Source organism: Bacillus sp. AL-1R (assembly GCF_052180195.1).
Taxonomy (GTDB): domain Bacteria; phylum Bacillota; class Bacilli; order Bacillales; family Bacillaceae_G; genus Gottfriedia.
Map to the genome: position 1 here is coordinate 2,419,416 of NZ_CP197469.1, position 17,078 is coordinate 2,436,493.

The following is a 17,078-nucleotide window of genomic DNA, read 5'->3' on the forward strand; positions in this document are numbered from 1 at the left end:
CCTTTACTATCAAAAAAAGGATGGTTTTCATGATTTTTATTTTAAAATACCCGTGCCTACAATTTTCACTTCAACTTTTGGTTTAATTGTAATTTTTGCATAGTCTTTGTTCCAATCTAGTTTTTTCCACACTTCTGGATGGAATGAAATTAATTCTCTGCCTATTCCTAACGCATCACAATTTGATTCTTGAATTGTTTTAAAGATTTTTTCAGCTTTTTTAGTTAATTGCTTCGATAATATTTTATTTAACTTATCAATTTCTTTTTTGGAAGTTAATTCATTATGTGCGTATTCAAGTGTATCAACGTCCAATTTTAGATTTAAATTGACTGTTATCTTATTTTCTTTTGAAACATTAATTTGCATTTCAGGCTTATTTTTTTTCACTTGTATCGTTATAAATTGTTCTCTAATATCTTTTTCTTTCGGACTAACTTTTACATTAAATCTTGCGTACTTCTCCATTTCATCTTTAAATAAAAGTAACATAGTAGGATCTTCACCTAAAAGATTATATCCTGTATATTTCTGACCGTTAAATAATGCAACCCCTGATATATCGATTAAATTATCATTATCTTTTTCAATTAGTGGCAAAAAAATATCTTCACCTGGGTCGAACATAATTGTACAGATTGTTTGAACATTTTCAATAGGAACATTCGTATGACTTTCTGCGTTCATTACTAAATCCAAAATTTCTTCACTTACAAGGGATTCCTCTACTTTGCTTAGTTTTAAAATATCTTCAGCTCTCCCCTTAGTAATAATAACTTTTGCACCTAATGAACTTCTAGGGTCTCTATATACAATATCAAATATAGGATAAATATCCTTTTTAGATAATTCATCTCCAATTAATAAAACCCTTGTTTTATTTGTAGTAAAATCTCCTGCAACTTTTCGAGTAACTTTTAATCTTGCATCACTAGATGTTTTTCCAGTAGAGGTAATGATGACATTTGTTGTTTTGACTTGTGTAGGATCACTTCCACCTTGACTATTTGTTTTAATGACTGCCGTTACTAGCATATTATTATCCTCTATTAAATCATATCCAGCACTATAAACTAGTCTAGACTCCTTAAGTAGTCTTTGATCCCAACAACTAGTTAAAGGCAAAATACAAATTAACGAAATCAACACTAATTTATATTTCATATGAACTACCAAGTTCTTTCTTTTTTCTAATAACTGAAACGATTAATAAAATCAAAGGTAATACGAAGATAAAAAAATAACTCGTAAAAGAAAGAAATGTACCAAATTTCATAATAAATTCTTCAGTTTGTGGAACTAAGATACAACAGATCGCAACAGCAAGTCCTGTAAAAATAGTTGTTTTACTGTGATTTCTAAACTTTAAGAGTTTGCTAATTCCGAAACTTGTTAAATATAAATACGTCACTAATGAAGTTAAGATTGGTACAACCCAAATTGAAAGAAAGACAAGATCTAATCTTTCAATTACTTCATATGATAGAGACTTTAATAAATATAAAATTGGCTCAGGTACGATTTCAATTTCTGCCTTGCTAAAACTCATATAACTTGTAACTAAAAAAAATGTATATAAAATCGTTACAAAACTAATCGAAATCGTTCCTGCTTTTAATATTTTGGTTGGCTTACCTTTTATATACGGAAATAATACTAACATAAATTCAAACCCCATCATTGAGATTAACGCATCGTGAGCTCCAAGAAGTATGTTTTTTACACCAACCTGTCCAATTGGAAATAAATAGCGATAATTTACATTATTGTAAGAACAGAATTCAAAGAAAATCAAAAATAATATTAAAATACAGACGAAAGTAAAAAATCGTCCAATTACTTTCAAATTTTCTTTCGCTAAATATACTCCTGTACCAACGATAAAAATAACTAATACATATGGTGGCGTAAATGTCAAAATCCATTTTTTAAGTGTTGAAATCGTAAGCGTCACAACATAAATTGAAACTAGAAAGAAAAATAAAATATAAAGATACGAAATGACGATTCCTATATATTTCCCTACTATTTTCGTTGAATAATCATAGATCGTATCTTTTGGGAATCTCTTACCGAGTAACCACATGATAAGTAAGAGTAAAAACACTCCGATGCCAGCAACCAATACAGAAATCCAACCATCATGACCAGCATGTTTATGCACAATATATGGTAGTGAGAGTAATCCTACACCAATTTGAGATTGAATAATGACGAATGTGAATTGTGTTATTGAAAGCATCTTTTCATTTTTCATCATTTTCCCATCCTCTAGAATTATTTTCTCGATTAAAGTTCTTTGGTAAAGCTGCAAATGGCCGTTTTTTCATTTTCCAATGTGGTGCTCGAACAACGGTATCTTTTAAATCTGATTTTCTAAATGGAGCAAATGGTGCAAAATATGGAGACCCGAACGATTCAAGTTTACATAGATGGATTAGGATAATACTAAGTCCAAATACAATCCCTATTAATCCTATTAACGATGCTGCAAACATTAACGGAAAACCTAGTAATCGTACAGATGTACCAATTTCATTATCTGGTACAACAAATGATGCAATTGCAGTAAGTGAAATGACAACAATCATCGTATTTGAAACTAAATTTGCCTGTACGACTGCAGTTCCAATTACTAACCCACCAACAACACCTAGTGTTTGTGCAATAGGATTCGGTAGTCTAATGGCTGATTCTCTCAGTAATTCTAATGTTATTTGCATAAACAGGGCTTCGATTAAAGGTGGGTATGGAACGTTTTCTAATGAGCTTTTTACATTAAACACTAAATCGATTGGAATAATTTCAAAGTGAAAAGAAACTAATGCGATATATAATGCCGGTAATGAAATAGAAATTAAAAAACTAACCAATCTTAATAAACGAGCAAATGATGCGATCATCCATCGGCTATTATAATCATCGGGTGATTGATAAAACGTGAAAAAAGTAATTGGAAAAACAAGTGCTGAAGGACTACCATCAGTCAAAATAGCAACTTTTCCTTCCATTAAATTACCCGCTACTCGGTCAGATCTCTCCGTTGTTAATAGTTGCGGAAAAGGTGAATATGGGTCATCTTCTATAAATTCCTCAAGATTACCAGGAGAATGGATAAAATCAACATTTATGTATGAAAGTCTTCTATGGACTTCCTTCACTACCTCCTCATTTGCAATCGTATCAATATATAAGACAGCTAATCGTGTATCAGATTCTACCCCTAGCGATAACGTTTTTACAACAAGATTAGGATTACTAATTCTTCTTCTTATTTGATTAATATTTGTCAGTATACATTCTACTAATCCATCATGGGAGCCTCTGATTGTTTGCTCACTACTAGGCTCTTGAATTGATCTATTTTGAAAGGAAGTCGTTTCTAATATAAATACATTTTTTTCATCTTCAGTGAAAATGAGCGTGTTTCCTTTTACTATACTGAGAATACACTCGTCAAACGAATCAGAACTCTTAACATCATTAATTGAAACAGTATTTGGAATTGTATCTTTTGGATTATTAATAATTTGTTGAATGATTTGAACTTCAAGAGCTTCCCTTCCTATGATCGTACTAATATAGGCAACTGCTATCTTTTTATGATGAAACATTAAATGCCTAATCGTTAAATCACTTGTATTAATTAATGATTTCTTTACTCGCTCTATATTACAATCCAAATCTGGACTAATTTCTATTTTTGAATTCCGATTACTTTGGTCATGTTTATTTGAACGCATTATGCATTTCACCTAATTTCCAAACTCATACAATAAATTAGAATTATTTTGTGTTAATTTAGTCTTATTATTCACTTTGAAGTTCCAGTATTTGTAAAACGATTAACTTTTTGAATCGTAAAAGGCGACCCTATAAGTCAATTTATGACCTTAAGATCGCCTTTTTATTTTACTTCATTATTTTACTCTTTTTTTCCAAATTCCAAGCATAATCGCTGTAATGATTGAACCTATTAATATTGCTAATATATACAATACTGGTTTATTTACTAACGGAATAACAAATGCTCCCCCATGTGGTGCTGGTAATGTAATACCAAATGCCATTGCAAGACCACCTGCTATTGAAGAACCTACAACAGAACTAATAATTACTCTTACTGGGTCTGCAGCGGCAAAAGGAATTGCTCCTTCTGTTATAAAAGAAATTCCCATAACATAGTTTGTAATACCCGATTTTCGTTCCATTTCAGTAAACTTTGATTTAAAAAGTGTAGTAGCTAAAGCAATACCTAATGGAGGTACCATACCACCTGCCATTACAGCAGCATGTGGTGCAAAATTATTAGCTGCAATTGCAGCTATACCAAATGTGAATGCCGCTTTATTAATCGGTCCACCCATATCGACTGCCATCATTCCGCCAAGGATTAATCCTAATAATATAGCGTTTCCACCATTTAAACTACTTAACCAATGAGTTAAACCTGAATTTAAATAAGTTACAGGAGGATTTACAACTAATTCCATTAAAATACCAGTAATTAATAATCCAAATACAGGATATAAGAGAACCGGCTTAATACCTTCTAATGAATTAGGTAACTTTGAAAATACTTTCTTAAGCCCAAGTACAACATAACCAGCTAAGAAACCTGCAATTAATCCACCTAAGAATCCTGCTCCAGCACTTGAAGCTAAAAATCCACCAACTACCCCTGGTACAAATCCAGGACGATCAGCTATCGAACTTGCAATAAAACCGGCCAATATCGGAACTAAATAACTAAAAGCACCAGTTCCACCAATTTTCATTAGTAATTCAGCTACTGGACCTTTTGTATGAATTCCTCCAAAAGCAAATGCTAACGCAATTAGAATACCTCCACCAACTACAAAAGGTAACATATTACTTACACCATTCATTAAATGCTTGTAAATACCAGAACCTTGATTAGATGAAGAACTTCCACTACTAGTATGATTAGCATGGAATATTGGTGCATCTTGTTTAACAGCTCTTTCAAGTAACTCTTTAGACTTACGAATTCCATCTGCTACCGGTACTTGGATGACATGTTTTCCATCAAATCGATTTACATCTACTTGTTTATCCGCTGCTACGATAATAGCTGTTGCTCTATTAATCTCGTCTTTAGTTAATTCGTTTTTTATTCCAGTCGATCCATTTGTCTCAACTTTTATGTCAATATTCAATTCTCTTGCTTTTGCCTTTAATGCATCTGCGGCCATATAAGTATGTGCGATACCTGTTGGACATGCAGTTACTGCAAGGACTAGTGGACGAGAAGAATTTTCTATTACTGTATCTTCATTTTCATTAGTTAATGATTTTTCTTTTTGATCGATTAATTGAATAATTTCATTTGCGTCTTTTGAACTTAATAATGAGCTACGAAATTCTTCATCCATTAATAGTGAAGATAATCTAGATAATGTTTCCAAATGCGCATTATTTGCTCCTTCACTAGCTGCAATCATAAAAAATAAATGCGCTTTTTGACCATCAAGTGATTCATAATCAATTCCCTCTTTTGATCGACCAAATGCAATTGCAGGAGTCTTAACCGCTTGTGTCTTAGCATGTGGAATTGCAATACCTTCTCCAATTCCGGTTGTACTTTGACCTTCACGTGTTAAAATCGCTTCTTTAAACTGTTGTTTATCATTTAATTTCCCTGCATGATCCAGAACCTTTATTAATTCATCAATTACTGACAATTTTGATGTTGCATTCAAATCAATGAGAACTGTATCTATTTTTAATAATTCTGTGATTCTCATCATTCGTCCCCCTAGTCTTTTTCAATCTTTACTTGATTAAGTAATTCTTCAATTTTCTCTCTTTTTGTTAAATCTTCTGAAAATGCGGTAGCACTGCCTGATGCTACACCTACTTTAAATGCAGTTTCAATATTATTTGTTTTTACATAAGTACCAATAAAACCAGCCACAAGAGAATCACCTGCACCAACTGAATTAATGACTTCTCCCTTTGGAACATTTGAAATATAAATAGAAGACTCAGTAATAAGTACCGCTCCATCACCAGCAAACGATATTCCTACATTTTGAGCACCCATTTCAACTAATTTTTTACCGTACGGGATTGCTTGTTCAATTGAAGTAATTTTGACATCAAACAAGTCACCTAATTCATGATGATTTGGCTTGATAAAAAATGGACGATGTTTAACCACATCTAAAAGTACTTTTCCACTTGCATCGACTATAATCTGAATCCCATTTTCGTGTCCCCACAAAGCCAATTGCTCATATAAATCAGCTGGTAATGTATTAGGGATATTACCAGCTAATACGACATAATCACCTTTTTTAATTTGTTTTAGTTTATAAAAAAATTGATCTAGTTTTTCCTTTGAAATTGCAGGGCCTTGTCCGTTTATTTCCGTTTCTAATTGAGATTTTAATTTTATGTTAATCCTAGAATCGCCTTCTACTTGAACAAAGTCAGATGTAACTTTTTCATTCTCCAACACATTTTTAATAAAATCTCCTGTAAATCCTCCAACAAAACCAAGTGCAATGCTTTTTACATCTAATCGTTTCAAAACTCTAGAAACATTAATTCCTTTACCACCTGGAAATTTATTTTCCCTTTTCATTCGATTAATTTTTCCTAACCGAATATCGTCTACTTCAACGATGTAATCAATTGAAGGATTAAGTGTTACTGTATAAATCATGATTTCACTACCTTTATCAAAGATGTTTTTTCCCCATATTGTTTGGCTAGAACATCATCTATTTCGTCTGTTAAAATAATTGCTTCTTCAATTTCACCAATCTTTGCAAAACTTGTTTCGCCAAATTTACTATAATCAGCCATAATAAATACTTTCTCTGACATAGAAATTGCTGTTTTCTTTACAAACGCCTCTTCAGGATCTGGTGTGGTATAGCCATACTTGAGATGGATTCCATTTGTTCCGATAAAGCACTTATCAAACCGATAATTCTTTAAACTTTCAGAAGCCATGCTCCCAATCAATGCTTTTGTATGCCCTTTCATTTTTCCGCCAATAAGATATGCGGACACTTCATTATCGAAAAGCGCTTCAACGTGCATCAATCCATTCGTTACGACCGTTACATTCAAACCCTTTAATAAAGGAATCATTTCGAATGTAGTACTACCAGCATCTAAATAGATACAATCGCCATCATTAATTTGAGTTACTGCAAGCCCAGCGATTAATTTTTTACTTTGAACGTTTTTGGATGTTTTTTCAGTCATACTTAATTCAGTGGCTTTGCTATTAATTGAAGCTGCTCCACCGTGAACTCTTTTTAAGAGATTAAGAGACTCAAGCTCCACTAAATCACGACGTATTGTCGACTCAGAAGTATTTGTCGCCTCAACGATATCCCTTAATTTCACAATACCCATTTTTTTTATCATATCGATAATCAATTGTTGTCTTTCAGGAGTTAACATAAAATTCATCCTTTCACTAAACCAAGTATAAGACACAAAAAATGAAAAATCAATCATTTTCTTTCAAAAACATTCAATAACATTCTGAACCATTCAAAATCGTTCAAAATCATTCGAATTTGTAAATAATTACAAACCACATTAAACTAAAAATAAGAATTTAAACTTGTTTTTTATAGTATTTCTTATGATTACTCATAATATTTATCTAAATAAGTAATACTCAAATTTTAGATTCATAGAGTGATGTAAAAAATTAATAATGTAAATTGAAAAGGGGAATTTCTTTTGAAGGAAAATATCAAAATTCGTGAAGAACTAATGGAAGTTATTGATCATTTAACAGACGAGCAATTAAATAGAAAGATAAATAATGAAAAATGGTCCATTATGCAAGTACTTGAACATTTATACTTAATCGAATCTAAATTAGTAAAGCTGATGATACGAACATTCAATGAAGCACCTAGTGAAGTTATACAAGATAAGCCAATTCATCTAGCAATTGATCGAACGAAAAAAATAACCGCTCCACCCCATTTTGAACCAACGGATCAATTTATGACTAAAAAAGAAATAACTGAAAAATTAAACCAATCAAGAAAATCACTACTTGAATTTGTTGAACTTACGAAAGATCAAAAATTAGATGATAAAGGAATGCCACATCCGATTTTTGGACAAATCAATTTAAAGCAATGGATTCCTTTTATAGGTGTTCATGAAAAACGTCATATTGAGCAAATTAAAGAATTAAAAAACGAATTATTCATTAAATAAACACAGCTGTTATGGAAATCAAAAACGTGAAAAAGAGCTTACAACGCGTAAGCTCTTTTTCATATTGAAGCAATTCCCTCTAATTCCTTTTTGTAAAGACTAAGAATTTGATCTTTATGTACTTCTAGCTGATTTGACACTTGTGAAATTGAATAGCCAATAAATAATGGAGATACAACAAATCTAGGAATAATTTTACAAATTATTTTACCCTTCCATTTATAAAAAAATAAATTATAGCTTTGAAGTCCTTTATAAAAATGATTAAGTAAATAATGAGTAACCATTTGTAGGTAAACGGCCATTTGTGGAATAAATTTCCGATCATCAATTAGTATATTGAATTCTCTAAACCCCATAATTGGATGAGTAGAAATATTTAATTCATATCCAATATCCGACGAAATGTTTATCCCTTCGAAATACACATCTGTTACCTTTTTGTTGTAATCTATATTTTTTAATCCAACTATTTGCATATGTGGATGACTGAGTGTTCCCCCTGATAATGGGCCATGATTTTTATATAAAATGACAGATTTGAATTCTCCAGTCGATTCCATTTCATCCCATTTATCAATCGCAAAAGTTAATAATTCTCTCAAATGTGTTAAAGAATATTTCGAAGGATCTCCTTTGCAATCATCACTTTCTATAATAACAGTTTGCAAAGTATCTTCTAATGTTGGAAATTTATTTTTCAAATAAATGATCGAGCCGGATGTATCAATAATATCCGTTAAGTTTTCACGATCACAAAATGGGCATTTAACTTCTTTATTTTTAATACTATCAGGTTTTTTAACACCAATATCCATTTTAAATTGTAAGACCTCATTTTGAATATCCATCACGGTTTCCCCTTTGAGTATATATGTTTTTAAATTAATAACGACTTTAATTCATTACCTCTTTTTAAATAATTATCTAAATGAGGTTTTAATTTATTTTCATTTGAATTGATTAAATTTGAAGTTTTTTGATAGAATCCCCAATTTATGCATCCAGAAAGCCAAAGTAAGGAAGAAAGGCGATCAATATGCTCTGATCCAATTTGAAAAAAGTTACTATATTTATTCATAAATTTTTCAGCTAAATTCTTTGACATTGCGATTGATTTATTGTCGCTTGTTTTTGAATACCATTTAATTAACCATGCTTACCCCTCAATTCGATCAACATAAGTAATCGATTCAAAATCAATTATTCCTTTTATAGTTGAGGCATCATGATTCCAAATAATATTTAATGGATTCAAATCTGATTGAATAATAAAATCAAATTGATCTGTTTCTGCATTCTTTAAATGCAGTTTGGCCATTTCTAAATATTCATTTAGTAATGATTTATTTTCTTTCAAAATATCTTTTGAATTTAATTCGCCCTTAAGCCTATTCACAAATCCTTCATATGCAATTAAATGGGATGTTTTAGGAAAAGAATTACATGAATACCGAGTGGCAGTCTTATGAAAAACAGCTGCCATATTTCCAACTTCTTCGGTGATCACTTGATTAAATTTAGTCATATGTATACCATCTATCCATTTAAATAATATAAAACGATACGGTTGATTATCAATTAAAACGCTCAAAAAACGTTCATTCTTTCTAGATTTAACGATCTCCATAAAAGGAATTCTATTTTCAACTAGAAATTCTGTAAATTTTATTTGTTCTTCAATTATTTCATCTGAAAGTTCACCAAAGAATTCATTATTCGAGCGATGTAAACTAATAAATCTAGCTGAATACGCGTAATTGTTAATTAAAATTTTAAAATGCTTATCGTTATGCCAATTTTTTCTGTTTAAGTTCTTTACAATTTCAATTAATATAACGGAATTCTTCCATCCTTTATATCTTTTCAAATCAAATAATGTTTAATATTGAACTTAAAAGAGTCCATAAAAGGTAACTGATTCCTTCAGGATAATTTCATTTTAATTTTAGTGGCTAATGTTCTATTCATTAAAATACAAGTTAAAAAAACCTAAATCTAATTTAGTGCTTTAAAATTGTATCTTTTTCGTTTATTTTTCAAATACTAACAACGATATTCGACTTGAATATCAAAGATATCCTAAATTATCTTAGAGGTGAATCAAACATGACCATAAAAAATCATTTAGATCCTCAATCTCAAAAATTTTACCACAATTGGACTAGACCTAAACATGCTAAATCACAAGTCAATGGACATACTATGGAGTCTCAGAATACAATCATTTTAAAAAGCAACGCTAAGGCACATAGATGGTAAAAAAGGATAATTAAGGAGCAGGAAGACATTTAGTTGTCTTCCTTTCTTTTAACAAAAAACTAGCCACAGGCAACCGCCATGGCTAGTCATACTCAATTATTTATTTGTTCCATGTTGTTTAGTAGGTAGTTTTTCATTTGGTGTTCCATTACCTTGGTGTTCTTTATTTTTTTGGTCTTTTCTTTGTTTTTCATGTAATTTTTCGACAAATTCATGCGTATCTTCCATTTTTTAAGCCTCCTTGTAAAGAATCTAAATGTTACTTTAACCAAACAAGAAGGAAAAAATTCATATTAGCATAATGTAGAAATTACATGAGAATTTTTGTCAAGTCTAATACAGACCTTATAATTAAAATAGTTTGTGCAATACCAAATAGTAATCCCGTTATGAAACGTAAAAAATTATTACTTTCTCTCCAATTCCATTTTTGTGTAAACCCGTCAATCAATAAAGGGAACATTAAAATTGGAATGTACCACCAATAAAGGAATGATGCGATCATAAATAAAAATGGAAGAAACAAATAACCAAATAGAATTGCCGTACATCTTGCACAAAGTGGAAAAGTATATGAACTTATGCGAAATGATCTGTCTTGCCTTCTATGACAAGGAATCCAATTTAAAATCAAATTTAATCCTCCTATTAGCTTGGACAATCTGGACTACAATCGCAATCCGGTGCACAATCTGGCATGTGATGATGACAATCAGGGAGGTCACAATCTGGAACATAACCAAAATCACCGCAATCACACCAATCGCACGCTTTTCTTTTTTTTCTTCTCCGCTCATAATAAATAATCATTATAATTCCAAAAACGATACTTGCACTAATTAATAATAGTCCTTTAAGTAGAAAACCCTTCACAATTAAAACGATACCAACAATAAGAAGAATGAAAAATCCACTGATTAAGAAAAAGACCAACTTTACCACTCTTTCATAAAAATAATGAAAGACTAACTCGATGTTAGTCTTGTAATTACCAATTAAATCTTACTATCCTTTTATTTAGAACGACCAGTTGCTGCACCAATCAAAATAAAAATGGCTGATAAAATATGCATGATCATGCCTAAAACAGGAATCCATGCAAGACAAGATGTGATGATTCCAAAAATATTCCCATTAGCAGAGACACCAGCTTTTTTCGCTAACACGAGTGTAATAATGTGAAGAATTAAAGCGATAAATAATGGCGTATAGCCAAAACCAATAACGATCGAACCACCTAAAACAGGAATACCGAGTAATGCTTCAAAACCACCCGAAATCCATTTCATATTTTTAACGTTTGATCTCATATATTCTCCTTTTCAACTTAAAAATGTAAATTTTTTCTAATAATCCTATTGTATTCTAAAAATTCTTAAACGAATAGTTTTTATTAGAAATTTGATTTAAATTCAGTCTCAAGAATGAGAATCTTCAAAAATTAAAAAGTAAGAGACAATAACGGTCTCTTACTTTATTAATTAGTTATATTGTTGTAAAAAAGCCCTAACTGAGTTTGCAATAGTTTGAGCATCTTTAAGTTGTTCATTTTTAAAGTTAAGAGATGTTTTCTTTTCATCCAATCCGAATGATTCTTGAAGTAAACCTGCTAAACCACGATGTGAACCTGATTTATCTACTTGAACCCTCATAAACAGACCATCTTTATTTGGTTCAATCATACATTCAATTTCATCAAATCGCCATTCCCTCTTGGAGTTTGGAACAAATTCCCACTCTTGATAGAAACGACCATTTTGAGCCTCCACCTCAACTTGACGTAAACGGAAGCCAAGTATCGTAAATGCTTCTACAAAGTTTGCTAGTTCTTCATGTGGATGAACTTTTAAGAAATCAGTATCTGTAGGGTCTATACTTAAATCGATATCTAAATCCGTCTCAATCCAAACTTGGCCATGTCCGATTGTAATCGGTGTGTAATATGGCAGTTGGAACGTAAAAGGAATGACTTTTTGTTCATTCGCTTCAATTTTCATTTTGCCAGAAACACGCTCTTCATGTAATTGGATTTTTACATTTACCTCATCGTCTCCACTTTTCTTTTGAGCATAAGACTTTAACTTAAGGCCAATATGATTAATTTCTTGCGCAACTGATCCACCCTTAATTTCAACTACACCTTCAACATTTTTTCCTGGATATAAATCTCTCGTATGGATAATTGTATTTACCGTAGCAGCTCCAATTCCTAGTCTAGCTAGTACTTTTTTAAACATTAGATCCCCTCCAAAGAAATTACTATATTTCCATTATATAGTAGATTTCTAGTGTTGAATAATCCAAATTTAAGTATTTAATTCCTTCTATTAGATTATGAATAAAAGAAATAATTATGTATTAGACAAGTTATTAAAAGGTTGAGCATATTTTATAATAAGAAGTTAATTTTGGAGGTGTTTTATGCACTTTATTTTTATTAAGAAAAAATGGTTATTAATTTGTTTTCTTCTTGTTGTTATTGGAGTAAGTGGTTGGTATTATTTAACACCAAAATCAGTTCAAACTGCAGTCCAGCAGCATGTAAAAACGTTCGACATCGATATGATCACAGCCGAGTTTAGTACAAAGCTAGATGATGGAACGGAAATTGAAGCTTATAGATGGGATCCAGGTACAATCGTTATTGATAAAAACAAAAAAGTAACTTTAAAAATTCATGGAATAAATGGAAAAGAACATCATTTTCATATCGAAGGAACGAATATTACCGGTGTGGTAGCCAAAGGTAAAACGACCGAGGTACCTTTATTTTTTAAAAAAGAAGGTACATACCGTTTAATTTGTGATAATCATTCTCATGACGTGGCACCTATGATTGGTTATATTGTTGTAGATTAATGATTTAAGATTAGACAACCAATTAACTTTCATAGAAAAGATAGTAAAAAATTATCTTTACTAAATTTTACTATCTTTTTCTAATTCATCTTTATCTAATTGATACTTTACGTTCATTTTTACCTTTTATTAAAGTTATTTGTTTACTCCAAGTACCTTCCATTGGCAGTTCTAAACTCACTTCATATATACCTTTATTTATTTTCTTCATACTTGCTTCAACATGATGATTCATACTTTTCATTTCCATTTTAAAATAAACCGAATCTACATCTACTTCATTTCCATCGGTATCTACTAAATTTACTAAATACACATGTGTTTGCTTTTTATTTGTTAATTTTTTTTCATTAATAGATAATTGAATATGATCTAAAAAAGGACTCGATTTAATTTCAGCCTTTTTTCCGCAACCAGAACATAGTACTAAACTACATAATAGGGTTATGAATATGTAAAACACTTTCTTCATTAACATCACTCCTATTTTAAGATAACCTCACTCTAAACTGACTTAAAAAAAGAAATGAAAATTTGATTACACAAATAAAAATAAAATTATTGTTATCACATTCATACAATTAAGCTTTTTCAACATATAATTGAACGTTATAACTCAAACAACTAAGGATTCTACATAGGGAGGGAGGAGTTTAACTGAATGTTCTTAGAATGGGCTAGCATTGTCTTAACTGTTCTACTCTCATCATATGTCATCATCATCACTAATAGAAAGAAAGAAAAACTTTCTTGTACAGTCGGAAAAATGATCAGTATGACGAATTCAATGATGACAAGTGTCACCGTGGGTACAATCTTTGGTATTTTTTTTCGGAATACTGATTTAACCATTCCGACAATTCTTTCCATGACAGCAGGCATATTAATCGGATACTTAACTGGTAAACCTTTATCACTAATGGCCGTATTAGAAGGGATAACTGCGGGAATTATGGGTGGAATGATGGGAGCAATGCTTGGTATTATGCTACAGGAGACTTATTTAAACATCTTAATCTATTTTATAGACGTCGTATTTGTATTAGTTACAATCCTATTAATTAAAGTGATTGATCAAGAAGTTAGCAAATTCAATAAAAATGAAAAATCCCTCCATTCAATTTGAACATAAAAATAGCCTACCTAGTTTAAATTAGGTAGGCTATTTTATTTTTGTAAGAACATTAAATACGATTCAAATGCGTTGTATCGCATAGTAACATAAAGTCCAACTCTTTCTCTTCTCCAAAATTAATTATCGTTAAACTTGTTCCGTGGACATAAGGTAGATCCCATAATTTTTCAATTGGTGATTGTTTTAAATGAGCTACAATCGCTGCCAATACAACTGCATGTGTAACAATTAATATATTACCTTCTTCATTCGAATTTAAAATAGTTTGGATGACATTTCCTACTCTTTCTGTTAAGGCGAGTAAACTCTCACCTTGATGTGGACGATGGTCGTATAAATGAGGTGTTTTCCAAAGAGATTCAAATTCATTTTCAAAACAATCATTTATTTCTTTTTTCGTTTTACCTTCCCACTCACCAAAATTAATTTCTTTTAAATCATCTTCTTCAATAATTGGAATCGATGAATTGTTTCTTAAAATATTTGCAGTTGTTACTGCACGTTTACTCGAACTAGTATATATTTTACTAAAACTCACTTTAGCTAATTTATTACTTAATAATTTAGCATCAATAATCCCGCTAGCAGTAAGTTCGGAATCTTTTGATCCTTGTAATCGATTTTCGATATTCCACACCGTTTCACCGTGTCTTGTTAAATAAATTGTTAACAACTTTGCTCCTCCAGCTTTCGTAAATAAAACTTCTCCGCTATTATTTTTGAAATAAATCCAAACAATGTTTAGGTATTTCATATATTCCAATTGGTGAAGTTGAAGTAAGAAATTCTTGATGACTTTCTTCAAATAATTCACCTAATTGAGCCCTTTTCTTTTTTGCATTCAGATGAAGCTCAGATTTCCTGATCATCTTTTCAATCTGCTCATTCTGTTCTATACTTTCATATTGCCAAATCGCTTCAATTTTATCATTCGATTCGTTAACCCACCTACCAATTAATTTAGCACCATGCTTGATTTGATTTGGGTATAAATAAAAATGAAAAAAATCATTAAATTGTTCTAATTGATCTGGATTTATTTTATAAGACTTTTTCCTATAGATCATTTTTACCTCTACTCCACACTGTGGATTTAGACAAGCGTTTTTTTAGTAAATTGTTTTACTTCCTTCAAAAACAGTTCCTTCTCTTCTAAAAATGGATAATGATTACTTTCATGTAAAATGACTAATTTTGAATTTTCAATTCCTTCAGCCATTTCTTCTGAATATTCGATTGGACATTGTACGTCATGTTTGCCACAAATAATTAGAGTTGGACAACTTATTAATGATAACTTTCTTGTTACATCGTAAATTTGCAATTCCCTATTGAAATAATTTAGTCGAATTGCTGACATTTTTTTAGAGATTGGTAAATTAAAATATTCGTGATATCGATTTGGCTTATGCAAAGATAACTTTGTCCGTTCAATTGATAGAGCTTCTCTTTCTTCATTAGATATTGTAGTATCTTTTAACTTTTCAATTAATTCTTGCATGATATTATATTGCGGATGAGCTTTGTTATAAATACAGTTTTTTGAAAACGTTGCATAATCTCTCGCTGCAGCTCCAACAATCAAATTATGATTTAAAGAATTTGAAAAATAGATTCCATAAATAATTCCAAGCATTCCACCGGTAGAATGACCGGCAAAACTCCAGGATGAATAACCTAATGTTTCCCTAATTTCTTCTAGATCAAATATTGTTTCTAGCATACTTAATTCATAAGGAGAATGTGCTTTTTCAGAATTACCAGTTTCTCTTAAATTTATTAAAAATACTTTAAATAATGTAGTAAATGAATTTGCAAAATAATCTCCCGAATCATTAAATTCAGAGTAATTATGAGTGATACATAAAGGCTCTCCTTCACCTTTACAAAATACTTCAAATGTCCCTCTTTTCGTATTAATTAGTCTCCGTTCCCATTTCTCCATAACGTAAAAACCCCTACTTTTTGACATACTCTACTATTTCTTGAAAACAGGTTCTAATTCCTATCTTCTAAAAAATTGTTCACATATTATCCATAAATATATATCCGTAAAATTTAGTTATCTTTGAACAATATAATACCAAACCTCTTCTTCTCCAAAGTAGTTACCAGTCGGAATAAAACCTAATTGCTTATATAAATTCATAGCTAATTTATTATCTTTATGAACTGTTAATCGAATCTCTTTACATTGCTGGAATTTATTCCCGATCCACTTAATCATTTCAACAAATGCTAATTTACCATATCCTTTACTTTGAAACTGTTTATCAATTAAAAACCCGTTGATCCAATAGCTATTTGTTGTATGTTCTTCAAAAGCATGCATAATAAATCCGACCATCGTCTGATCATCATAAATGGCAAATGGGATATATTCCACATTTTCACCATCTGGTTTTATATATACTTTTGCAAGTGATACTGCAACCGAGGGAACAAAATTCAATTGTTCACTATTTACTTCAAGTTTAATAGCTTCTTCCCAATTTTCTCTTGTTACGATTTTTAAATGAATCATCATCGTTCGCTCTCCCTTAAACTTAAAAATTAAATCACTTTTATCATATCACTTTCTTTGTTGAATTCTGAAATT

The 17,078-nt window shown here is 30.8% G+C and carries 22 protein-coding genes and 2 pseudogenes; 4 read left to right on the forward strand and 20 right to left on the reverse strand.

The annotated features are described in order from the left end of the window. Positions 1–36 precede the first annotated feature (36 nt). The 7 genes and pseudogenes from ACSBO6_RS11240 to ACSBO6_RS11270 all read right to left on the reverse strand — a co-directional run bounded on the left by ACSBO6_RS11240 (position 37) and on the right by ACSBO6_RS11270 (position 7,443). On the reverse strand, positions 37–1,164 hold the full coding sequence (locus ACSBO6_RS11240) for a Ger(x)C family spore germination protein (protein WP_498843367.1): 1,128 nt from the start codon (positions 1,162–1,164) through the stop codon (positions 37–39). Next, a complete protein-coding gene (locus ACSBO6_RS11245) occupies positions 1,154–2,257 on the reverse strand; it encodes a GerAB/ArcD/ProY family transporter (protein WP_498843368.1) in 1,104 nt (367 codons plus the stop codon). The genes ACSBO6_RS11240 and ACSBO6_RS11245 overlap by 11 nt, the downstream gene beginning before the upstream one ends. After that, entirely contained in the window at positions 2,247–3,743 is a 1,497-nt protein-coding gene (locus ACSBO6_RS11250; RefSeq protein ID WP_098846059.1) for a spore germination protein, read from the reverse strand. The genes ACSBO6_RS11245 and ACSBO6_RS11250 overlap by 11 nt, the downstream gene beginning before the upstream one ends. 177 nt (positions 3,744–3,920) lie before the next feature. Beyond that, positions 3,921–5,267 (reverse strand): annotated as a pseudogene (locus ACSBO6_RS11255) (PTS fructose transporter subunit IIC); the annotation flags it as partial. A gap of 77 nt (positions 5,268–5,344) precedes the next feature. Continuing rightward, positions 5,345–5,768: pseudogene (locus tag ACSBO6_RS11260) on the reverse strand (PTS sugar transporter subunit IIA); the annotation flags it as partial. A gap of 11 nt (positions 5,769–5,779) precedes the next feature. After that, on the reverse strand, positions 5,780–6,691 hold the full coding sequence (pfkB, locus tag ACSBO6_RS11265; RefSeq protein ID WP_098846061.1) for a 1-phosphofructokinase: 912 nt from the start codon (positions 6,689–6,691) through the stop codon (positions 5,780–5,782). Beyond that, entirely contained in the window at positions 6,688–7,443 is a 756-nt protein-coding gene (locus ACSBO6_RS11270) for a DeoR/GlpR family DNA-binding transcription regulator (protein WP_286138312.1), read from the reverse strand. Before ACSBO6_RS11270 ends, pfkB begins: the two co-directional genes overlap by 4 nt. A gap of 288 nt (positions 7,444–7,731) precedes the next feature. On the opposite strand from ACSBO6_RS11270, the gene ACSBO6_RS11275 reads away from it, so the two are divergent. Then, complete coding sequence (locus tag ACSBO6_RS11275; protein WP_498843369.1) at positions 7,732–8,223, forward strand: DinB family protein; 492 nt, start codon at positions 7,732–7,734, stop codon at positions 8,221–8,223. Positions 8,224–8,282: 59 nt separating this feature from the next. On the opposite strand, the gene ACSBO6_RS11280 is transcribed toward ACSBO6_RS11275, so the two are convergent. The 3 genes from ACSBO6_RS11280 to ACSBO6_RS11290 all read right to left on the reverse strand — a co-directional run bounded on the left by ACSBO6_RS11280 (position 8,283) and on the right by ACSBO6_RS11290 (position 10,093). Beyond that, positions 8,283–9,068 (reverse strand): DUF4931 domain-containing protein, encoded by a 786-nt coding sequence (locus ACSBO6_RS11280; protein WP_483295185.1) that lies wholly within the window; start codon positions 9,066–9,068, stop codon positions 8,283–8,285. Positions 9,069–9,103: 35 nt separating this feature from the next. Beyond that, positions 9,104–9,304 carry a hypothetical protein gene (locus tag ACSBO6_RS11285; RefSeq protein WP_142339212.1) on the reverse strand — a complete coding sequence of 67 codons (201 nt, stop codon included), beginning with the start codon at positions 9,302–9,304 and terminating at the stop codon, positions 9,104–9,106. A gap of 78 nt (positions 9,305–9,382) precedes the next feature. After that, complete coding sequence (locus ACSBO6_RS11290) at positions 9,383–10,093, reverse strand: phosphotransferase (protein WP_498843370.1); 711 nt, start codon at positions 10,091–10,093, stop codon at positions 9,383–9,385. Positions 10,094–10,332: 239 nt separating this feature from the next. On the opposite strand from ACSBO6_RS11290, the gene ACSBO6_RS11295 reads away from it, so the two are divergent. Then, positions 10,333–10,485 (forward strand): YpzG family protein, encoded by a 153-nt coding sequence (locus ACSBO6_RS11295; protein ID WP_498843371.1) that lies wholly within the window; start codon positions 10,333–10,335, stop codon positions 10,483–10,485. A gap of 96 nt (positions 10,486–10,581) precedes the next feature. Here ACSBO6_RS11295 and ACSBO6_RS11300 read toward each other — a convergent pair whose 3' ends face one another. The 5 genes from ACSBO6_RS11300 to ACSBO6_RS11320 all read right to left on the reverse strand — a co-directional run bounded on the left by ACSBO6_RS11300 (position 10,582) and on the right by ACSBO6_RS11320 (position 12,722). After that, the gene (locus ACSBO6_RS11300; RefSeq protein ID WP_056466015.1) at positions 10,582–10,713 is read right to left on the reverse strand and encodes a DUF4023 domain-containing protein; all 132 of its coding nucleotides are present in this window, start codon (positions 10,711–10,713) and stop codon (positions 10,582–10,584) included. Positions 10,714–10,795: 82 nt separating this feature from the next. Next, positions 10,796–11,119 carry a DUF2085 domain-containing protein gene (locus ACSBO6_RS11305; RefSeq protein WP_498843372.1) on the reverse strand — a complete coding sequence of 108 codons (324 nt, stop codon included), beginning with the start codon at positions 11,117–11,119 and terminating at the stop codon, positions 10,796–10,798. Between the two features lie 14 nt (positions 11,120–11,133). After that, positions 11,134–11,418 carry a hypothetical protein gene (locus tag ACSBO6_RS11310; RefSeq protein ID WP_098846069.1) on the reverse strand — a complete coding sequence of 95 codons (285 nt, stop codon included), beginning with the start codon at positions 11,416–11,418 and terminating at the stop codon, positions 11,134–11,136. 80 nt (positions 11,419–11,498) lie between these two features. Then, a complete protein-coding gene (locus ACSBO6_RS11315) occupies positions 11,499–11,795 on the reverse strand; it encodes a hypothetical protein (RefSeq protein WP_098846070.1) in 297 nt (98 codons plus the stop codon). A gap of 171 nt (positions 11,796–11,966) precedes the next feature. Then, a complete protein-coding gene (locus ACSBO6_RS11320; RefSeq protein ID WP_098846071.1) occupies positions 11,967–12,722 on the reverse strand; it encodes a sporulation protein in 756 nt (251 codons plus the stop codon). Positions 12,723–12,906: 184 nt separating this feature from the next. Here ACSBO6_RS11320 and ACSBO6_RS11325 point away from each other — a divergent pair, with 184 nt between their 5' ends. Further along, on the forward strand, positions 12,907–13,344 hold the full coding sequence (locus tag ACSBO6_RS11325; RefSeq protein ID WP_098846072.1) for a cupredoxin domain-containing protein: 438 nt from the start codon (positions 12,907–12,909) through the stop codon (positions 13,342–13,344). Positions 13,345–13,435: 91 nt separating this feature from the next. On the opposite strand, the gene ACSBO6_RS11330 is transcribed toward ACSBO6_RS11325, so the two are convergent. Beyond that, positions 13,436–13,816, reverse strand: coding sequence for a FixH family protein (locus ACSBO6_RS11330; RefSeq protein WP_180232923.1), 381 nt, complete (start codon positions 13,814–13,816; stop codon positions 13,436–13,438). Positions 13,817–14,005: 189 nt separating this feature from the next. Between ACSBO6_RS11330 and ACSBO6_RS11335 the strand changes: the two genes are divergently transcribed. Beyond that, positions 14,006–14,470, forward strand: coding sequence for a hypothetical protein (locus ACSBO6_RS11335; protein ID WP_098846074.1), 465 nt, complete (start codon positions 14,006–14,008; stop codon positions 14,468–14,470). A 58-nt stretch (positions 14,471–14,528) separates the two neighbouring features. On the opposite strand, the gene ACSBO6_RS11340 is transcribed toward ACSBO6_RS11335, so the two are convergent. The 4 genes from ACSBO6_RS11340 to ACSBO6_RS11355 all read right to left on the reverse strand — a co-directional run bounded on the left by ACSBO6_RS11340 (position 14,529) and on the right by ACSBO6_RS11355 (position 17,006). After that, positions 14,529–15,152, reverse strand: coding sequence for a histidine phosphatase family protein (locus ACSBO6_RS11340; protein ID WP_180232924.1), 624 nt, complete (start codon positions 15,150–15,152; stop codon positions 14,529–14,531). 40 nt (positions 15,153–15,192) lie between these two features. Next, a complete protein-coding gene (locus ACSBO6_RS11345) occupies positions 15,193–15,546 on the reverse strand; it encodes an NIPSNAP family protein (RefSeq protein WP_098846076.1) in 354 nt (117 codons plus the stop codon). Positions 15,547–15,572: 26 nt separating this feature from the next. Continuing rightward, entirely contained in the window at positions 15,573–16,424 is an 852-nt protein-coding gene (locus ACSBO6_RS11350; RefSeq protein WP_098846077.1) for an alpha/beta fold hydrolase, read from the reverse strand. Between the two features lie 117 nt (positions 16,425–16,541). Further along, positions 16,542–17,006, reverse strand: a complete 465-nt coding sequence (locus tag ACSBO6_RS11355; protein WP_498843373.1) for a GNAT family N-acetyltransferase — start codon at positions 17,004–17,006, stop codon at positions 16,542–16,544. Positions 17,007–17,078: the final 72 nt, after the last annotated feature.